The 15,760-nt window shown below is 64.5% G+C and carries 14 protein-coding genes; 8 read left to right on the top strand and 6 right to left on the bottom strand.

Features of this window, described 5'->3' with window-relative positions; genetic code table 11:
- Window position 1 precedes the first annotated feature (1 nt).
- The 4 genes from ACFULT_RS04845 to ACFULT_RS04830 all read left to right on the top strand — a co-directional run bounded on the left by ACFULT_RS04845 (window position 2) and on the right by ACFULT_RS04830 (window position 5,636).
- On the top strand, window positions 2-1,300 hold the full coding sequence (locus ACFULT_RS04845; RefSeq protein WP_378480797.1) for a glycosyltransferase family 2 protein: 1,299 nt from the start codon (window positions 2-4) through the stop codon (window positions 1,298-1,300).
- On the top strand, window positions 1,281-3,512 hold the full coding sequence (locus tag ACFULT_RS04840) for a hypothetical protein (RefSeq protein WP_378480796.1): 2,232 nt from the start codon (window positions 1,281-1,283) through the stop codon (window positions 3,510-3,512). The genes ACFULT_RS04845 and ACFULT_RS04840 overlap by 20 nt, the downstream gene beginning before the upstream one ends.
- Window positions 3,513-3,735: 223 nt before the next feature.
- Window positions 3,736-4,587 (top strand): glycosyltransferase family 2 protein, encoded by an 852-nt coding sequence (locus ACFULT_RS04835; RefSeq protein WP_378480795.1) that lies wholly within the window; start codon window positions 3,736-3,738, stop codon window positions 4,585-4,587.
- Complete coding sequence (locus tag ACFULT_RS04830) at window positions 4,584-5,636, top strand: glycosyltransferase family 2 protein (protein ID WP_378480794.1); 1,053 nt, start codon at window positions 4,584-4,586, stop codon at window positions 5,634-5,636. Before ACFULT_RS04835 ends, ACFULT_RS04830 begins: the two co-directional genes overlap by 4 nt.
- Here the strand turns inward: ACFULT_RS04830 and ACFULT_RS04825 are convergent.
- Complete coding sequence (locus ACFULT_RS04825; protein WP_378480793.1) at window positions 5,629-8,049, bottom strand: beta-mannosidase; 2,421 nt, start codon at window positions 8,047-8,049, stop codon at window positions 5,629-5,631. The genes ACFULT_RS04830 and ACFULT_RS04825 overlap by 8 nt on opposite strands.
- Window positions 8,050-8,078: 29 nt before the next feature.
- The gene (locus ACFULT_RS04820) at window positions 8,079-9,119 is read right to left on the bottom strand and encodes a DUF1839 family protein (RefSeq protein WP_241483588.1); all 1,041 of its coding nucleotides are present in this window, start codon (window positions 9,117-9,119) and stop codon (window positions 8,079-8,081) included.
- Between the two features lie 356 nt (window positions 9,120-9,475).
- On the opposite strand from ACFULT_RS04820, the gene ACFULT_RS04815 reads away from it, so the two are divergent.
- On the top strand, window positions 9,476-10,486 hold the full coding sequence (locus ACFULT_RS04815) for an endonuclease/exonuclease/phosphatase family protein (RefSeq protein WP_037104310.1): 1,011 nt from the start codon (window positions 9,476-9,478) through the stop codon (window positions 10,484-10,486).
- Here the strand turns inward: ACFULT_RS04815 and ACFULT_RS04810 are convergent.
- Complete coding sequence (locus tag ACFULT_RS04810) at window positions 10,444-11,919, bottom strand: Hsp70 family protein (RefSeq protein WP_378480792.1); 1,476 nt, start codon at window positions 11,917-11,919, stop codon at window positions 10,444-10,446. The genes ACFULT_RS04815 and ACFULT_RS04810 overlap by 43 nt on opposite strands.
- A 142-nt stretch (window positions 11,920-12,061) precedes the next feature.
- Between ACFULT_RS04810 and ACFULT_RS04805 the strand changes: the two genes are divergently transcribed.
- The 3 genes from ACFULT_RS04805 (at window position 12,062) to ACFULT_RS04795 (ending at window position 13,711) form a co-directional block, all read left to right on the top strand.
- Window positions 12,062-12,574, top strand: coding sequence for a low molecular weight phosphatase family protein (locus tag ACFULT_RS04805; RefSeq protein ID WP_378480791.1), 513 nt, complete (start codon window positions 12,062-12,064; stop codon window positions 12,572-12,574).
- 108 nt (window positions 12,575-12,682) lie between these two features.
- Window positions 12,683-13,060, top strand: a complete 378-nt coding sequence (locus ACFULT_RS04800; RefSeq protein WP_378480790.1) for a hypothetical protein — start codon at window positions 12,683-12,685, stop codon at window positions 13,058-13,060.
- 117 nt (window positions 13,061-13,177) lie between these two features.
- A complete protein-coding gene (locus ACFULT_RS04795) occupies window positions 13,178-13,711 on the top strand; it encodes a hypothetical protein (protein ID WP_378480789.1) in 534 nt (177 codons plus the stop codon).
- A gap of 15 nt (window positions 13,712-13,726) precedes the next feature.
- Here the strand turns inward: ACFULT_RS04795 and ACFULT_RS04790 are convergent, their stop codons facing one another.
- From ACFULT_RS04790 to ACFULT_RS04780, 3 genes are all read right to left on the bottom strand, one after another.
- A complete protein-coding gene (locus ACFULT_RS04790) occupies window positions 13,727-14,671 on the bottom strand; it encodes a hypothetical protein (RefSeq protein ID WP_094719723.1) in 945 nt (314 codons plus the stop codon).
- A 139-nt stretch (window positions 14,672-14,810) separates the two neighbouring features.
- Complete coding sequence (locus ACFULT_RS04785) at window positions 14,811-15,275, bottom strand: ATP-binding protein (RefSeq protein WP_241483678.1); 465 nt, start codon at window positions 15,273-15,275, stop codon at window positions 14,811-14,813.
- Window positions 15,276-15,296: 21 nt separating this feature from the next.
- Window positions 15,297-15,689 carry an STAS domain-containing protein gene (locus tag ACFULT_RS04780; RefSeq protein WP_176459931.1) on the bottom strand — a complete coding sequence of 131 codons (393 nt, stop codon included), beginning with the start codon at window positions 15,687-15,689 and terminating at the stop codon, window positions 15,297-15,299.
- Window positions 15,690-15,760 lie beyond the last annotated feature (71 nt).

Genomic DNA, 15,760 nt, shown 5'->3' with positions numbered 1-15,760 from the left:
CGTGCCGAAACCATCCGTTCTCCAACCGGCTCTCGTCAGCGCGCAGCCGCCCGAGTGGGACGGCGCAGTGTGGATCGGAGACGTCGACATAGAGGCCGAGCTGCCCGATCGTCTCGCCCTCGACGGCGCGAAGGGTTACTTCCGGGCGCGGCTCCTCGTCCGTCGAGCTGCCGACCCGCTCGGTTTCGTCGATCTCCCGATCACCTCGGGTGGCGTCGACACTCATGAACTCGTCGAGGCCGTCCGCAGGCTCGACGTTCACGGCGGAGAATCGCTTCCGGAAGGTGACGGCACCGAGCCGGACATCACGGTCGTGATCTGTACCAGGGACCGGATCGATCATCTCCGTGGTGCGCTGGCGTCGGTTCTGGAGGTCGACTACCCGAGCTTCGAGGTCGTCGTCGTGGACAATGCGTCCGCAACCGACGCGACCACGCGCTACGTCACCGAACTCGGTGACCCCCGTGTGCGCGTCGTGTCGGAACCGGTTGCCGGTCTGTCCCGCGCACGCAACACGGGGTTGCGCGCGGCACGGCACTCGATCGTCGCGTTCACCGACGACGATGTCGTGGTCGACGCACGGTGGTTGTCTTCGATAGCTCGAGGTTTTGCACGGAACTCCCGCGTCGCGTGTGTCTCGGGGATCGTTCCGAGCGGTGAGATCCGCACTCAGGCCCAGGCCTACTTCGATCGACGTGTCGGCTGGGCTAGCTCGGTCACGCCCCGTATCTTCTCGCTCGCGGATCCGCCTGCGGATGTTCCTCTGTTCCCGTTTCAGGTCGGCATCTACGGGACCGGTGCGAATTTCGCGGTGCGTCGAGACCGGATGTTCGACCTCGGCGGTTTCGACGAGGCTCTGGGCGTCGGGTCGCCGACGAACGGCGGCGAGGATCTGGACATGTTCTTCCGCGTCCTGATGGCCGGGGACAAGTTGGTGTACGAGCCTGCCGCGATCGTATGGCACCGGCACCGTGCGGATTCCGACGCGTTGGCCGTCCAGGCCAGGGGGTACGGACTCGGTTTGGGTGCATGGTTGACGACGGTGGCGACGAACCGGCGCTCGGCATTGCTGGCGGCGAAGGTCGCGTTCCGTCGGCTGGGCAGCACTGTCGTGCTGTCCGCGAGGATGTCCAAGGTCGCTTCTCCTCCCGAGGATCTCGCGAGCGATCTACCCGACGGCATCGGCAGAATGGAACTACTGTCCATCGCGAAGGGCCCTGGTGCGCTGCGGCGCAGCCGTAAGGAAGGGCGTAAGCGTCAGCCGTTGTTGGAGGTGAACCGTGCCCCAGTCATCGGTTGATCGGCAGTCATCGGTCGATCGGCAGTCATCGGTCGATCGGCAGTTTTCGGTCGATCGGCGCGCGTCGATCGCTGTCACGCCACTGCCTGCACCCCGGCCCGAGATCCGATTCGCCGATGTAGCCGTCGTCGCTTCGGTGTGTGCCGGGCTGGCGATGCTTCCCGCTCCTGCTGTCGTGCGAGCTGTCCTCCTGGCGGTCCTGATCTTCACCGGCCCGGGCTCGACGATTCTGACCTGGATCTACGTGCCGCCGCGTGCTCGTGTCGCGGCGGTTCCGGTTCTGAGCTTGGCGGTCCTCACTCTGGTGACAACCGCTGCCATGTGGGGTTATCAGTGGAACCCCCGGTGGATCACCGCACTCGTTGCTCTGGTCCAGATCGGCTCGTCTCTGCTGTGGTACCGCAGGCACAAGGCGTGGCCCGACGCCACCGGGTGGTCGACGTGGCTGCGACGCCTGGTCGATCGACGCCAGCTCGGCGAACACGCGGCGACGCTGTCGAGCACTGTGTGGAATCGAGAATTTCTACGACGCAATGTGGCCGGCTTGATGCTCGCGCTAGCCCTCGTACTCTGGCTTCCGTCGTTACCGGGTCTGGAGAAGGCCGGTTACTCCCAGTTCGGTTTGCTGACTGCAGGCACCGGCCCCGTGCTGGTGGTGTGCATGGCGTTGGTCGTCGGGGCATTTCTGGTGGCGGTCAAACGTAACCAGTTCCGATTGGCGGTCGCCTCGATCGCCGCGGCCATCGTCGTGCAGCGTCTCACCGTCACCCTCGTCACCGATGCGCCTGTGTACGAGTGGACGTACAAGCACGTTGCCGTCACCGAGTACATATTGTCGTTCGGTTCACTGCCACCGAACGGTATCGACATCTACGCTCAGTGGCCGAGCTTCTTCGTAGTCACGGCGTGGTTCAGCGACGTGACCGGGTACGGCATCATGTCGTTGGCCCATGTCTTCGCGCCGCTGATGCACGTGTTGATCGCGTTCTTCGTCTATGCCCTGGCTCGTGTACTGAAGTTGAGGCCTCGGACAGCGGTGACCGCTGCGATGCTCGCGGAGCTGGTCAACTGGGTGGGGCAGGATTACTACGCACCGCAGTCGCTCGGCTTCGTTCTCGCCATCGGGTTTCTGGTCCTGTTCATGGCTTCGACGCAGCTTCGTGTAGCGGGTTTCCTTGCGCTCATCCCGTTCGCTGCGTTGGTGCCGACTCACCAGTTGACGCCGTATTGGCTGTTCGCTGTGGCGGGAGTCCTGCTCGTCACGCGCCGCGCGAAACCGTGGTGGTTGATGTTCCCGCTGGCTTTGATCTTGATCGGATATCTGATCCCGCGTCTGGACATCGTCGCTCCGTACGGTCTGCTGTCCGGTTTCGATCCGGTCGAGAATGCAGCCAGCAACGTGCAGACGCCTGGGATCCTGGGCAAGCAGGTGACCTCACTCATCTGTCGGGCATTGTCCGCGGGCGTGTTCGGTCTCGCCATGATCTCGATCGTCTACGCATGGCGAACGAAGAAGCAGTTCTGGGCGCCGATGGTGATGGCGTTCGGTTCCATCGGGCTTCTCGCGGGCCAGAGTTACGGCGGCGAGGCGATCTTCCGTGTCTACCTCTACGCGATCCCCGGTTGCGTGCTCTTGATCGCGCCGATGCTTCTCGCTGCACTGGATTCCGACGTCGCGGGTGCACGCAGCACGGTGCGCATGGTGTCGACGCGCGTGGCGGTCGCGGGTGCTTTCGCCGGAACGATCGGCGCAGCAACGTTCGGACTGCAGGGGTATTTCGGCCTGTGGCCGTTGGTCATCGAGAACAAATCTCAGGTCGAGAACACGCAGGCTCTGGTCGCGAATTCTCCGGCGGGCTCGAAGTTCACGATGCTGTACCCGGCCGGCTATCCCATTCGGTCCACGGCCAAGTACGTCGAGCAGGCCGAAGCCAACGAGATGTTCGACGCTCCGCTGAATTACTACGGACCCGAGTACATGCTGGAATTCCCGACTCCGGACCAACTCGAGGCGTTCGAGTGGGAGGCGTCACAGCAGGATGCGCCCTCCTACGTCATTCTGACGCGGCAATCGTTGGAGGCCATGAACTACTACGGGTTCATGAAGAACGGCGCTCCTGAGGCCTTCGAGCGCTGGTTGCGGTCCAACCCTGCCTGGTCGTTGCACTACCAGGACACCGACACCATGGTCTTCGAGAGACGGAACAGTTAAACCTCCCTCCGGTATGAGGTATCTCTCGAAACCGCCATACGGTTTGTTTATTCGTAGCTTGACAAACCCGTAGCTTCTTTTAAGGTTGTACTCAGTCAACGAAAACGGGATCCTGACCCTTAGCGGGGCGCAGGTAAACGTCTCTGTGGATCCGCCGGGGGTCGCGTCACAGATCTTCTGAGATCAGTCGGAAACACTGCACTCAACCCGTCTGGAAAAGGATATGTCGAACTCCCAGAACCCTCGCATCAGCGTTGTCATCCCAACCCTCAACGAGGCCGCAAATCTGCGCCACGTACTGCCCCTTCTGTCCCACGACTACGAACTGGTCCTGGTGGACGGGGGCAGCGTCGACGGCACCATCGATGCCGCGCGCGAGATTCGCGGAGACATCCGCATCATCAAGCAGACCCGCAAGGGCAAAGGCAATGCGCTCGCCTGCGGTTTCGAAGCTGCTACCGGTGACATCATCGTGATGTTCGACGCGGACGGCTCTGCCGACGCAGACGAGATCCCGCGCTTCGTCGACGCTCTCCTCGCCGGCGCCGATTTCGCCAAGGGCAGCCGGTTCACCGCCGGGGGCGGCAGCCACGACATCACCCCGCTGCGCCGCGCCGGAAACGGCGGATTGCACCTCGTCGCCAACACGCTGTTCGGAACGAAGTTCTCGGACTTGTGCTACGGCTACAACGCATTCTGGCGTGACTTGGTGCCGGTGCTCGATCTTCCACTGGTCGATCAGGACGATGTCGTGCCGGGCGAGATGCTCTGGGGCGACGGTTTCGAAATCGAGACCATCATCAACTGCCGGTTCGCCGAGGCGGATGTCCGGATCCAAGAAGTACCCAGCGTCGAGCTGGCTCGTATCTACGGGCAGAGCAACCTACGCACGTTCTCCGACGGTTTCCGCGTCCTGCGCACGCTCTTCACCGAGCGTCTGCGCGCCCGCAAGCTGGCGAAGAACTCCATCCCGCGTCCCGACCGTCGTACCAATGTCGCACGTACCGACATGGACCTCGAGTTCGAAGCCTTCGAGGTGTACGAAGAACTTCCGTATCAAGAAAAGTCGGCGTGACCGACGGGTCATCGGGGGCGAACACGGCGGCGCAGTCCACAACACCTGTTCTCGGGGCACCTGTTCTCGGGGCACCTGATTCGACGGCCCCCAGTTGCTCGGTGGTCATCTGCGCGTACACGCTCGACCGCTGGGACGACCTGAGTGCAGCGGTCGATGCAGTTCTCGCACAGTCGAGTCCCGCGTCCGAACTTCTGGTCGTCATCGACCACAACGATCGTCTGCTGGCCCGCGCGCGCGAGCAGTTCCTTCCGCGTGGTGAGACCGTCACGGTGGTGGCGAACGCGCATCCCCGCGGGCTGTCCGGTGCTCGAAACACGTCGTTGGACATCGCAACCGGCGACGTAGTCGTCTTCCTCGACGATGACGCAACTCCGCGGTCGTCGGAGTGGCTTGCGTCGATTCTGGGCCATTACTCGGACCCGTCGGTCTACGCGGTCGGCGGATCTGCCCACCCTGTGTGGCCGACGTCGCGTCCCCCTTTTCTCCCCACCGCTGTTGCGGGTCAACCGGGCGAGCTGGATTGGATCGTGGGCTGTACGTACAGGGGGCAGCCCACGACCACTTCGGCAGTGCGCAATCTGATGGGCGCCAACATGTCCTTCAGACGTGAGCCCGTCGTTGCTCTCGGTGGGTTCGTGTCGGGAATCGGCCGCATCGGCCGCATTCCGCTCGGGTGCGAGGAAACCGAGCTGTGCATCCGGCTTCGACAGACTCATCCGGAGGCAGAGATCGTCTTCGACCCGTCGATCGTGGTGGACCACACGGTCAGCGCGGACAGGACCCGTCCGAGGTACTTGTTGTCTCGCAGTTACGCCGAAGGCGTGTCCAAGGCTGCGATTGCACGGTTGATCGGTTCCGAGGATGCATTGTCGTCCGAGCGTGCATACACGGCAAAGATTCTGCCCCGCGCCGTCGGGCGTGAAGCTTCTGCTGCGGCCCGTGGAAACCCTGTTCGTGCCTGGGGAGCGATGGCTGTGGTGGCCAGTGTCGGCGCCGCCGGTTTCGGTTACGTCCGAGGCCGTCTCAGCCGTATTGCCGCTAGCTGATCTGCGCGCGCTTGATCGAGTTGAGCGCGCGCACGTGGCCGGACACCGTGGTCTTCGCCCCTGTCAGGGTCAGTACCCGCGCCGCCCCTGGCGCCAGGTGAAACCACGAGTCGCTGACTTTCATGCCGTCGATGTCCACGCACACGTAGTGCGCTGCCCACCGAGTCGACACCGTCAGCGACCACTTGTCCGGTCCTATGTTCTCCGCGGTGGCGCTCAGACCGACATCGTTCTGTCGAGGATGCCGGTCACCGATCAGATGAGTTGCCTGATCCAGTACCGATCCGTCCGCGCCGACCAGTTCGACGACCACGGCGGAGTACGTCTGTCCTCCGAACCTGTAGGCGTGATTGGCGTCGGTGAAGGATCCCAGAAGACGATCGAGCGACACACTGTCGGTGGTGTGCGCCCCGAGTGCGATGCGCGCCTCGGCGGGCTCGCCCATCGGGCCCGACGGACCGAACAGCACGGCTCTGAGATACCCCGATATCGAGTTGCCGGTGTCGTTGGCGGCCTGGATCGCAAGTCCGTCCAGGCCGTCGTCCACGATGAACACGCAGATCGGTGTACTCAGCCGAGCCAGGCTGTACCACGGTGCTTTCGGCGTTCCTGCCGAGTCTCGCAAACCCCAGCCTGCGCCGGGTACGAGGTCACGTAGCGTCAGCACCAGAGCACCTGCACATTCCGAATCTGCCCGACGCCAATGCGAGTACGCCGCGTGCACCGCCTCGCACACAGCCGCGCGGCCGTAATCCAGGTACAGCTCGGCATCGTCACGTCGGGTGAGGTGAGGGTCGACGCCGAAGATCTCCCGCACGTAATGATCGCGGACATCCTCGAAGTCCCACGACGAACCGCGATCCCTCGGTATCGCAGATTTCCAATCGGGATGATGGCCTGCGACATTCGCTGTCCCGAACATCGCGTCGACCGCTCGCCGCTCGGGCGGAACCGCGAACGCGAGACACTCGGCTGCGAATCGCACACGCGCGGTGCGGATGTCGGACAGCGGTCGCAAGTAGCCGCCGACGCCGAAGTAATGGCCGATACCGTCGCCGACATGTGTGTGCAGTTCACCGGAGATGGACGACGGACTGGACGTCACGTACGGGGTTCCAGGAAGTCGATGCGCGACGAACTCGGGAATCACGCTCTCCAGCAACTCCATCCGCTGATCCTCCAGCGGGACGCCGAGCATGGTCGGTTGTTGCTGAGTTTCGCTGCCGCCACTGACGACGGCCAGGGCAGGATTGCCACCGACGATTGCGGACACTGCGTCCAGCTCACGGTGGACTGCGTCGAGAAACTCGCCGCCGGTGGGCGGATCGGTAGTCGCGAACATCACGTCCTGCCACACGAGAATTCCGAGTTCCGCGCACAGAGACCAGAATTCGGGTTGTTCGTAGACCATCGTGCCGACGACTCGAACCATGTTCAATCCTGCGTCACGGATACTCGTCAGTTCTTCCCGTAGAGCGTCGGCCTCGACCCACATTCGAACCGGATCGAGGGGAACCCAACATCCGCCCCGGGCGAACACGCGAGTTCCGTTGACCGTGAACGCCACGGAGGCACCCGCCCGCTCGAGCTCGACCTGCCGAAATCCCAGACTGCCGCGTCCTTCGACGCGACCGCCGACCTCGAGCTCCCATGTGTACAACGCCGGATCGCCGTGTGTGTGCGGCCACCACCGTGACACGTCGGGGACGGTCACGGTGACGTCCAACTCGCCCTCGCTGCCCGGAAGGTCGAAGGAGTGGTCGCCGACGCGCAGATACACCGAGGCCGCCGGAGACGTCAGGCGAGCGCGCACTCGGACGGTCCCGTCGGCGCCGGACAGCTCGGCGTGCACGCGGATGTCTTCGGCGGTCCCGCGCTCGCGGAGCGTCACCGCTCGCCACAGTCCGACTACGGGCGGCACCTGCCCGTACACCGGCGCTCGTCCGAGAAGGCTGGTTCGCTCGTGTCGCAGACCTTGTCGATCCACCAGCGACGACCGCCAGCGTCCACGTGGCTTGCGCTGTTTCAGACGCGCATCCATCGAATCGACGCGGACGGCGACCTGCACGTCTCCGCTTCGAGGCGGGATGTCCACGGACACGGGAGCGAACATCGACCTCGTACCGGCCGATTCGATTCCGTCGATCCAGACGGTGGCGTGTGTCGCGATACCGTCGAAGGTCAGGACCGACGCGCCTCCTCCCGGTGCGGTCACGGTCGTGGTGAACCACCAGTCGACGGAATCCGGGGGCGCGACGGTGGTCGACGCGGCCACACTTCCGGGCACCCGAGCACGAGTCCAGACGAGATCTTCCTCGAGCTCGTCCGGGTGAGCCACCGAACCCGGCGCCACTGCGGCGACTCTCCACTGCAGTTCGCTGATGTGCGCGTCGGGAAGAAGGTTCGGGGTCACAAGCGATGGATTCTTCCTTCTCGGCTGCGTCAGAGTACAGCCGAGACGATGTCCATCGCCGACGACCAGTTGGACGCCATCTCGGCAAGTGGTTCGTCGAGCGTCACGGTACGCCCACGCGAGGCCCGCGCCATGCGAAATTGCACTGCTTTGGCGCCTTGGGCGACTTGGAGGAAGTGTGGGACGGCGTCGGCGATCCCCGTGGCGCCGCGAGCGTCGAGGTAGCCGACGAGGTCCGCTGCCAGTTCCGCGGTGGCTCCGCACTGCCGAAGCAGCCCGAACGACCACAGATGGAAGGCATCCGGGCCCGCCGTCTGCACGAGAGGGATGTCGGCGGTGATTCTTTCTGCAAGGCGTTCGACCGGATTGCCGTCCGCACGCCGAGCAAGGTGTGCACGTGCGACGGCGAAGTCGCGGTCCCCTACGCCGTCTGCGATCGTGTTCTTCCGCAGTCGAACCTGCTCCACGTACGGCAGGAGGACCTCGGGATGCGGTGTGGGAGCCAGATTGAACACGCCGTCGAAGTCCGCGCCGGACAGCTCGAAGTACCCGCGGTTGTGGAAGTAGCCGAGCACTTTCTCGGTCTCGTCCAGCATGTTGGGGACGATCGTCGTTTTGGTGTGCTGATTCCGGTAGCTCGTTCCCGCGGTGTCCGGTAGGTAGAACCCGTCGACCTCGACCGTGAGCAGAACGCCGTCTGCAAGGCCCTCGCGCACGTGCTCGATCACGGATCGCCATACGTTCATCTCTCCGACCTCGAGGCCGTAGAGGGTGCGCAGGTCTTCCGACTGCATCTTCACGAAATCCCACTGCCGACCGTCACAGTCGGCGCTCAATACGAACGCCAGGGCGGGAATCGGATCTGCGCCGAGAGAGTGTAGAAGTTCGATCCACAGGTCCACATAGCAGTTGGTTTCCGTCCACACGCGGTCGTGTGCATGGATCGAATGGGTGAGGTAGGACTGCGGACGAAGTGCCAATGCTCGGTGCGCCGTCGCCGGGAGCACTTCGACGGACTGAAAGTCGTCTGGGACGATGGTTTCGCTGGTCGGAAGTGTGTAGTTCGACATGCCTGGTGCCTCCTGCCGGATCACAAGCTCACGGTCCCCAAGCCGAAATGCCCGTATTGCCTGATTCAATCGCTCATTCTAACCAATCGGTTTGTTTACCGCTTCTTTTTGGTCCGTATGATCGTAAATGCGGTGCTGAGCTAACGATCGACCGCTCCGGTGATGAATGCCAGGATGGGCCGCCTGAAACGATCGCATTCGCACAGGGAACAGTCGCTTCCGCGCCTGTAATGCTGATGCGCGGTACGCACATGGCCACACTTGCATACGGGGTCTGAGCTGGGCACATACGGAGTCTAGTCAACCCGAGATCGACCGATTGCCGCTTGCGGCCTGGAAGAAACGGAGGCGAGCGGATGCGCCGCGTTCTACGCACATCGGCCGTCGTCATCGCTAGCGGAATCCTTGCCTTTTCGACGGGAATGCTGGTCGCACGCGAAGTCGGTGTGACGCAAATCACAGTTGTCGCTTTTCTCGTCGGAATGCCGTTCGCCGCCATTCCCGCGGCGGTCTCGGGTGGCCTGTTCGCTCTCGCCAGGTCCAAGGTGGGCGTCGCGGTCTCGCTGACCGCGGTTGCGGTCTTCGCAGCAGTCCAGGTTCCGAGTTTCGTCGCCGAGGACCACACGGCCGCCGGAACCGAACTGACTGTGCTCACGATCAACGCGGCCCATGGCGAAGCGGACGCCGCGGCCATCGTCGCCCAGGTGAGGTCGACGGATGCCGACGTCCTCGCTGTACAGGAACTGACCGACGAGGAAGTGAGCCGCCTCGTCGCGGCCGGCCTCGAAGAGGTACTTCCTCACAGCGTCACCGCGCCCCGACCCGTCGCCGACGGAACGGGTCTGTGGAGCAGGACGCCCCTCACCGATGGCGAGGAACTGCCGGACTTCGGCTTCGTGCCCGTTCGCGCCCGGACCATCGTCGACGGTGTCGGACTGACGCTCGTGTCGTTCCACGCGATGTCGCCTGCGACTCCCCGCCACACCGAGCAGTGGGACCGAGATCTCGCTCGCATGCGTGACCTTATGAACGGTTATCCGGGTGTCGTCGTCGTGGCGGGCGATTTCAACGCCACGGGTGATCACCGCCAGTTCCGCTCGCTCGCGTCCGACGGATTTCAGGATGCAGCGGACGCCGCCGGGGCCGGCTTGTTCCGCACCTTCCCTGCTTCACGACCGCTGGCGCGACTGGACCACGTGGTGACCAGTGACGGTGTCGACGCGCTCGAGGTGAACCCGGTGCACATCCCCGACTCCGATCACCTGGGCGTAGTAGCACACCTCCGGTTGCCTGCAGCCGAGGATCTACCGTCCACGAGCGTCGATCAGAATCGCGGCAGTTCGATGACCGGCGGTGGCGGAAGCTGAATCTGCGGTAGCTGGAACTCCGGGAGTCCGGGGATCAGCGGGGGTGGAGGCGGGGGTGCCGGAGCAGGTGCAGGCGCCTGGTACTCGGGCTCCTGGTAGGTCTCGACGGGGGCCGGAGCGGCCGGGGCAGGTTCGACGGTCGTCGTCGGCGGGATTGTTGTTGTCGTGGGCGCGGTGGTGGTACTCGGTGCCGACGACGGAGCCGAGGTCAACGGCTTTTCGTTGTCGGCAGGAGCGCTGGTGGAGTCCTCGGAGCCGCCGTATCCGAGTGTCAGGCCGAGCGCTGCGACGACGGCGAGTCCACCCGCCACGAGGGCTGCGCCGCGGATCTTGCGCTTGGAGGTAGCCGAGCGATCCGTCGGATCCGGACTGAGCCAGTCCGGCGCGCCGCTCAGCTCGGTGGCACCGTGCTGCGTTCCCGTGCCGTGTTGCGTTCCCGTGCTGTGTTGCGTTCCCGTGCTGTGCTGGTTACCGGCACCGTTCCGGCCCCCAGCACCGTTTCGGTCGCCGTATGCGGCGGGCGCCGAGTCGTAGAGAGGCGTCGAGGACGGACCGGCTGCAGGGGCATCTCCGACGGGGGTGGCGAGGAGCGCCGCGCCCTTGGCGGCAACGGATTCCGGTTCGACAGGCGTGACGACGTGGAGTCCGGTCCACGACCGGAGGATTGCCTCGACCAGCGGGATGCGTGCACCGCCGCCGACGAGGAACAGCGCGTCGACGTGTTGTGGGGATCGCGAGATGACGTCGCGCACCAGTCTCGCGGAGTACTCGATCGGGACGGTCACGAGCGCCTCGAACGATTCACGAGAAATGAGGATCACGCCGCTCTCTCCCGGCAGGCACACGGCGCCGGATGTGGAGAGTTGCTCTTTGGCGATGCGGCATCGCGTGACGAACTCGTCCAGACCGACCGAGTCGTTCAGGTCGACGCCTTGCTTGGCGAGCTGGTTGTCGCAGATGAGTCGGTCGAAGTCCGAGCCGCTGATGTCGGTGGTGCGCTCGGCGAGAAGCACCTCGCCGGAGGCGCGATCGACGACGCTGATGGTGAGGCCGGAACTGCCCAGGTCGTAGAGCGCGATGGTGCCGAAGTCGCCGATCTCGCCGGATGCCTCCAGGTAGGCAAGCGCGGCCCGCGCCTCGGGTACGAGCCGATAGTTGTAGAGCTGCTGGTCGGACATTGCCTGCTGGATGTCGCCGAACTGCTGCTGGTCGCGGTAGGCGACGCCCGTTGCTTCGACGTAGCGGTCACCGTGGTTCTGCGCGAGCATCACTCCGATGGTTTCGGCAGCGACTTCCTCGGCTCGGTCCCAGTGCGCGTCGACCGTGTCATTCCGGAAGTCGAGTTCGCGGGCGCCGGAGCCACGCAGGCGAAGGTCGGGCCGGGCCATGCGTACAGCACTAGCCCCCACCGACACACCGAGAACCTCAGTCATGACCTGCCTCACTTGGACTGCAGGGGACTCGCCGACAAGATTTGTAACGATCCAGTCTCGAACCCCCGCTCGGCCATCACTGTAGCGCGAGACCTTCCGGATTGCGATTACTGGGGAGCCTGCGGAACGGCCGGGGTCTAAGGTGGCCCGCGTGCATGTCCTTTTCGTTTGTACCGGCAATATCTGTCGATCTCCCACGGCGGAGAGGCTGGCTGCGGCGTATGCGCAGGAGAGCGGCCAGGAGCTGACGACGTCCAGTGCGGGGACGCATGGGCTGTCGGGGCATGCGATGGACGAGACGGCGGCGACGGTGTTGCGTCAGCTGGGCGGTGAGTCGGAGGGGTTCGTGGCTCGTCGGATTTCACCGCGGATCGCCGACGAGGCGGATGTGATCCTGACGATGACGACGCGGCACCGGGACGAAGTGCTGGCGATTGCTCCGCGGAAGCTTCGGCGGACGTTCACGCTTCTCGAGGCGGCTGCTCTGGCGGAGGCGTCGGGGGCGCGGACGGTCGATGCTATCGCCGAGGCGCGGGCGCGGCACCGTGTGGACGCTGCGGACATCGACGATCCGTACCGCCGTGAGCACGAGGTGTACGAGGCGGTCGGTCAGCAGATCGCCGATGTTCTGCCTGCGGTACTGCGCCTGCTCTGACCGCGCACGGATTCCCACGCCGAGCGCACCTGCGATGCCCTGCGGTAGCGTTCTCGCAGCACTGCCACAGGTCGATGTGGCGGTCCGAGCGGACAAGGCTTATCGAACATGCGCGACAAAGTCATCGCGATCTCGGCGGTGGCGATCGCCGGAGTTGCCGTCGTGGTCGGTCTGTCGATCGGTGCACTGGGTGGGGCGTTCGACGACACCAGCGACAGCGTCCAACCGCCTGCACTTCGTTCGGATCTGAGCACCGTGGTCAGTGCGACGAGTTCGTCGGTGATCACGGTTCCGCCGTCTCCGACATGGCAGGTCGCTGTTCCCACGACGCCCAAGCCGACGACGACCGAACCGACGACGACCAGGCCTACGACGACCACGCAGTCTCGGACGCCGGGGTCCGAGACGACGAGCAGGTCTCCGCGTAATCGTGGTACGACGACCGAGACCGATTCGGATTCGGAAGACACCACGACGACGCGGTAGGTACGACGACGCGGTAGGTCGTACTTTCGGAGGACGTGAATCTCGCTCCGACGGCCGACGCGGTGACGTGCTGTTCTGCGCGAGGCTTTCTTCCATGACAGTCATGAGGTTCGGACGATGATCGCCGCCGTCATCGTCGTCTGCGAGATCGGGTTCTGGGCGTTGATTCTGAGCGGGCTTCTGGTCCGTTACGTGCTGGGGAAGCGTCGAATCGCAACGTGGATCCTGGCTTCGGTTCCGGTGTTGGATGTCGTCTTGATCGTCGCGGTCGCGTTCGATCTCGGTCGCGGCACGCCGGTCGGTTCGATCCACCACCTTGCTGCCTACTATCTGGGGTTCAGTGTCGGGTTCGGTCCAGCGATGATCGCGTGGCTGGATGTGCGCATCGCGCATCGCTTCGCCGGTGGCCCGCCGCCGGTGAAGCTGGACAAGGATTCGGAGGCCTACCGCCGTTACCTGTGGGAGGACTGGTTCCGCGCGGTCAAGGCCTGCGCGATCGCGGCGGCAGTCCTGGTGGCCCTGGCGTACACGGTTGCATCCGACGAACAGGCGGCAACGTTGTTGTCCAGCATTCGTCCACTCGGCTTGGTTCTGGGCATCTGGTTTCTCGCCGGCCCGGCCTTCTCGCGGGTCAAGCAATCGGCCTCGTGATCCGCCGTCGCGTCATCAGCGTCCGGTGAATCCGATCTCGGCCAGATCCGCCACGTACTGCATGCCCGACGGTGCCAGCTCGGCCACCCAGATCAGTACCGCACGTAATCCGGTGGGTGCGTCGACGGTGATGTCGGTGGCACCTGTGCCGAGTGTCCCGGCTCCGAGGACTTGCGTCGACGCGAGGGTTCCGTCCTGTTCCGGTGGGGTTCGTATTTCGACGACGGCTCCGGGCTGGGGCGTCGCGACCCAGACTTTCGCCAGGTCGACAGCGTCGGCGAACGACACGACGACCCCGATCCCGTTGTCGGTGTCTCCGAAAGGCGCGCGATAGAGGTCGGTGGACCACGAGGTCGACGGGTCGGCGTCGACGGCGCGGGTGGCGTCGGCAGCGTTGTCGGGTGCTCGGACGGCCGACCATATTTCGGCGCCGGACGGCAGGATCGGGGTGTCGACGGGTGCTGCGATCACTGGTTGGACCTGCGCGGTGGGCAGGGTGGGAGCGGTCACGGCTCCGCGCACGTCGCCGTAGTCTCCGCCTGCGATGCTCGTCATCAGCAGCCATCCGCCGCCGCCGAGGACGGCCAGGAACGCGGCAGCAAGGGCGGTGGTCCCCAATACCTGTGCTGCACTCGGCTTTTCTCGACCGACCTCGGCATCGTGCGTCGGCAACGCTGGGTAGTCTCCGACCACGGCGACATACGGTGCCGTCGTTGCCGGGTCGACCACGCGGACTCGTCCGACACTGCTCGTTCGTGCCGATTCACAGAATCTGCGCACCGCACCGGGTGAGGGATCCCTCGATTGGATCGAGTCGACATGTGCCAGTGTCAGGATGGCGTGTCTGCCGGTCGAGAGGTCGTCGGCTGTCCAGCGCGTCAGCCACGGTGCGGAATCCTGCCTGGTCAGTAGCCGATAGCGTTGTGCTATCACTGCCCCGGGAACGGGTGACGGAACCATGGGCGCCTCCGTGTGCGGCGCTGTAACCCGGGCCGGTGCTCGGGGTCCACTCTCGGACCTACACCTGAATGGAGGAGCCGCACTAGACGGCTATTGTGCTCCGTCACAAATGGCGTTGTCCGGGTTTTGACCACGCGACTTACGTGGCGGGATCCCAGACCATGTGAACGGTTGTGCCGTCGTGGTCGGAGGTGACGGCCGTCGAGTCGGCCAGTGCGTGCATCAACGGCACTCCACGGCCGCGCGTCGCGTCGGGGGCGTGTACCGCCCAAGCACCGTGATCGCGCACCGTCACTTCGATGCGCCCTGAGTTGGGAGTCCACAGAGCGTGCATGTCGAGCGTGCCCGATGTACCTGAATACGCGTGCTCCACCGAGTTGGCCAGGGCTTCGTACGTCGCCAGCACTACGTCGTAGACACGTTCCGGCGCAACCTGCAAGCTCGTCAACCATTCACCGAGTGCAACGCGTAGCGCGGACGCACGCTCCGCAACCGCCGACTCTCCGTCGAATTCAAGGCGCATGACGTCCCCTGGAACTTGTGCGGAAGGCGGCTTGGCAGCAGCGACCACGGCGTCTTCTCCACCGAATGCAATTGCCATCATGATCCCGTCATACCCAGAAGTTCAGGAATTACCCGTCCGTAGCGCAGCAAGCGCTTCCTCGACGGTCGCGTAGATACCGAACACCTCGTGCAGGCCGACCAGGGTCAGGGGACGACCGGTGGAGGGGCCGTCGGCCACGACGGCGAAGCCCGCCGCGCCACCCAACTTCTGGTGGGTGGATGCCAGGAGGGACATGCCTGCCGACGCAAGGAACGACACGTCGGACAGATCGATCACCACCGCCGAAGGGCCCTTCTCCAGGACCAATTCCACCGACTCGGACAATTGTGGGGAGGTGACGAGGTCGAGTTCCCCCGACACTGTCACGATCACGGCGCCGTCGCGCCACTCCACAGCCACATCGAAATGCTGGGGGCCTGGCCCTGCCTCGTCTAGCGTCACAGCAGCCAACATACCCGAGTCCGTCCTGTGATCTCCCTCCGTGGACAGTGCCGACCGACTCGGCGGCCGATAAGGTCTCGTTG

Origin of the sequence: Rhodococcus sp. NPDC057297, from assembly GCF_042667435.1 — a bacterium.
Classification (GTDB): Bacteria; Actinomycetota; Actinomycetes; order Mycobacteriales; family Mycobacteriaceae; genus Rhodococcoides.
Note: the sequence above shows the minus strand (reverse complement) of the source record. Positions and strands in the feature narration are given on the sequence as shown.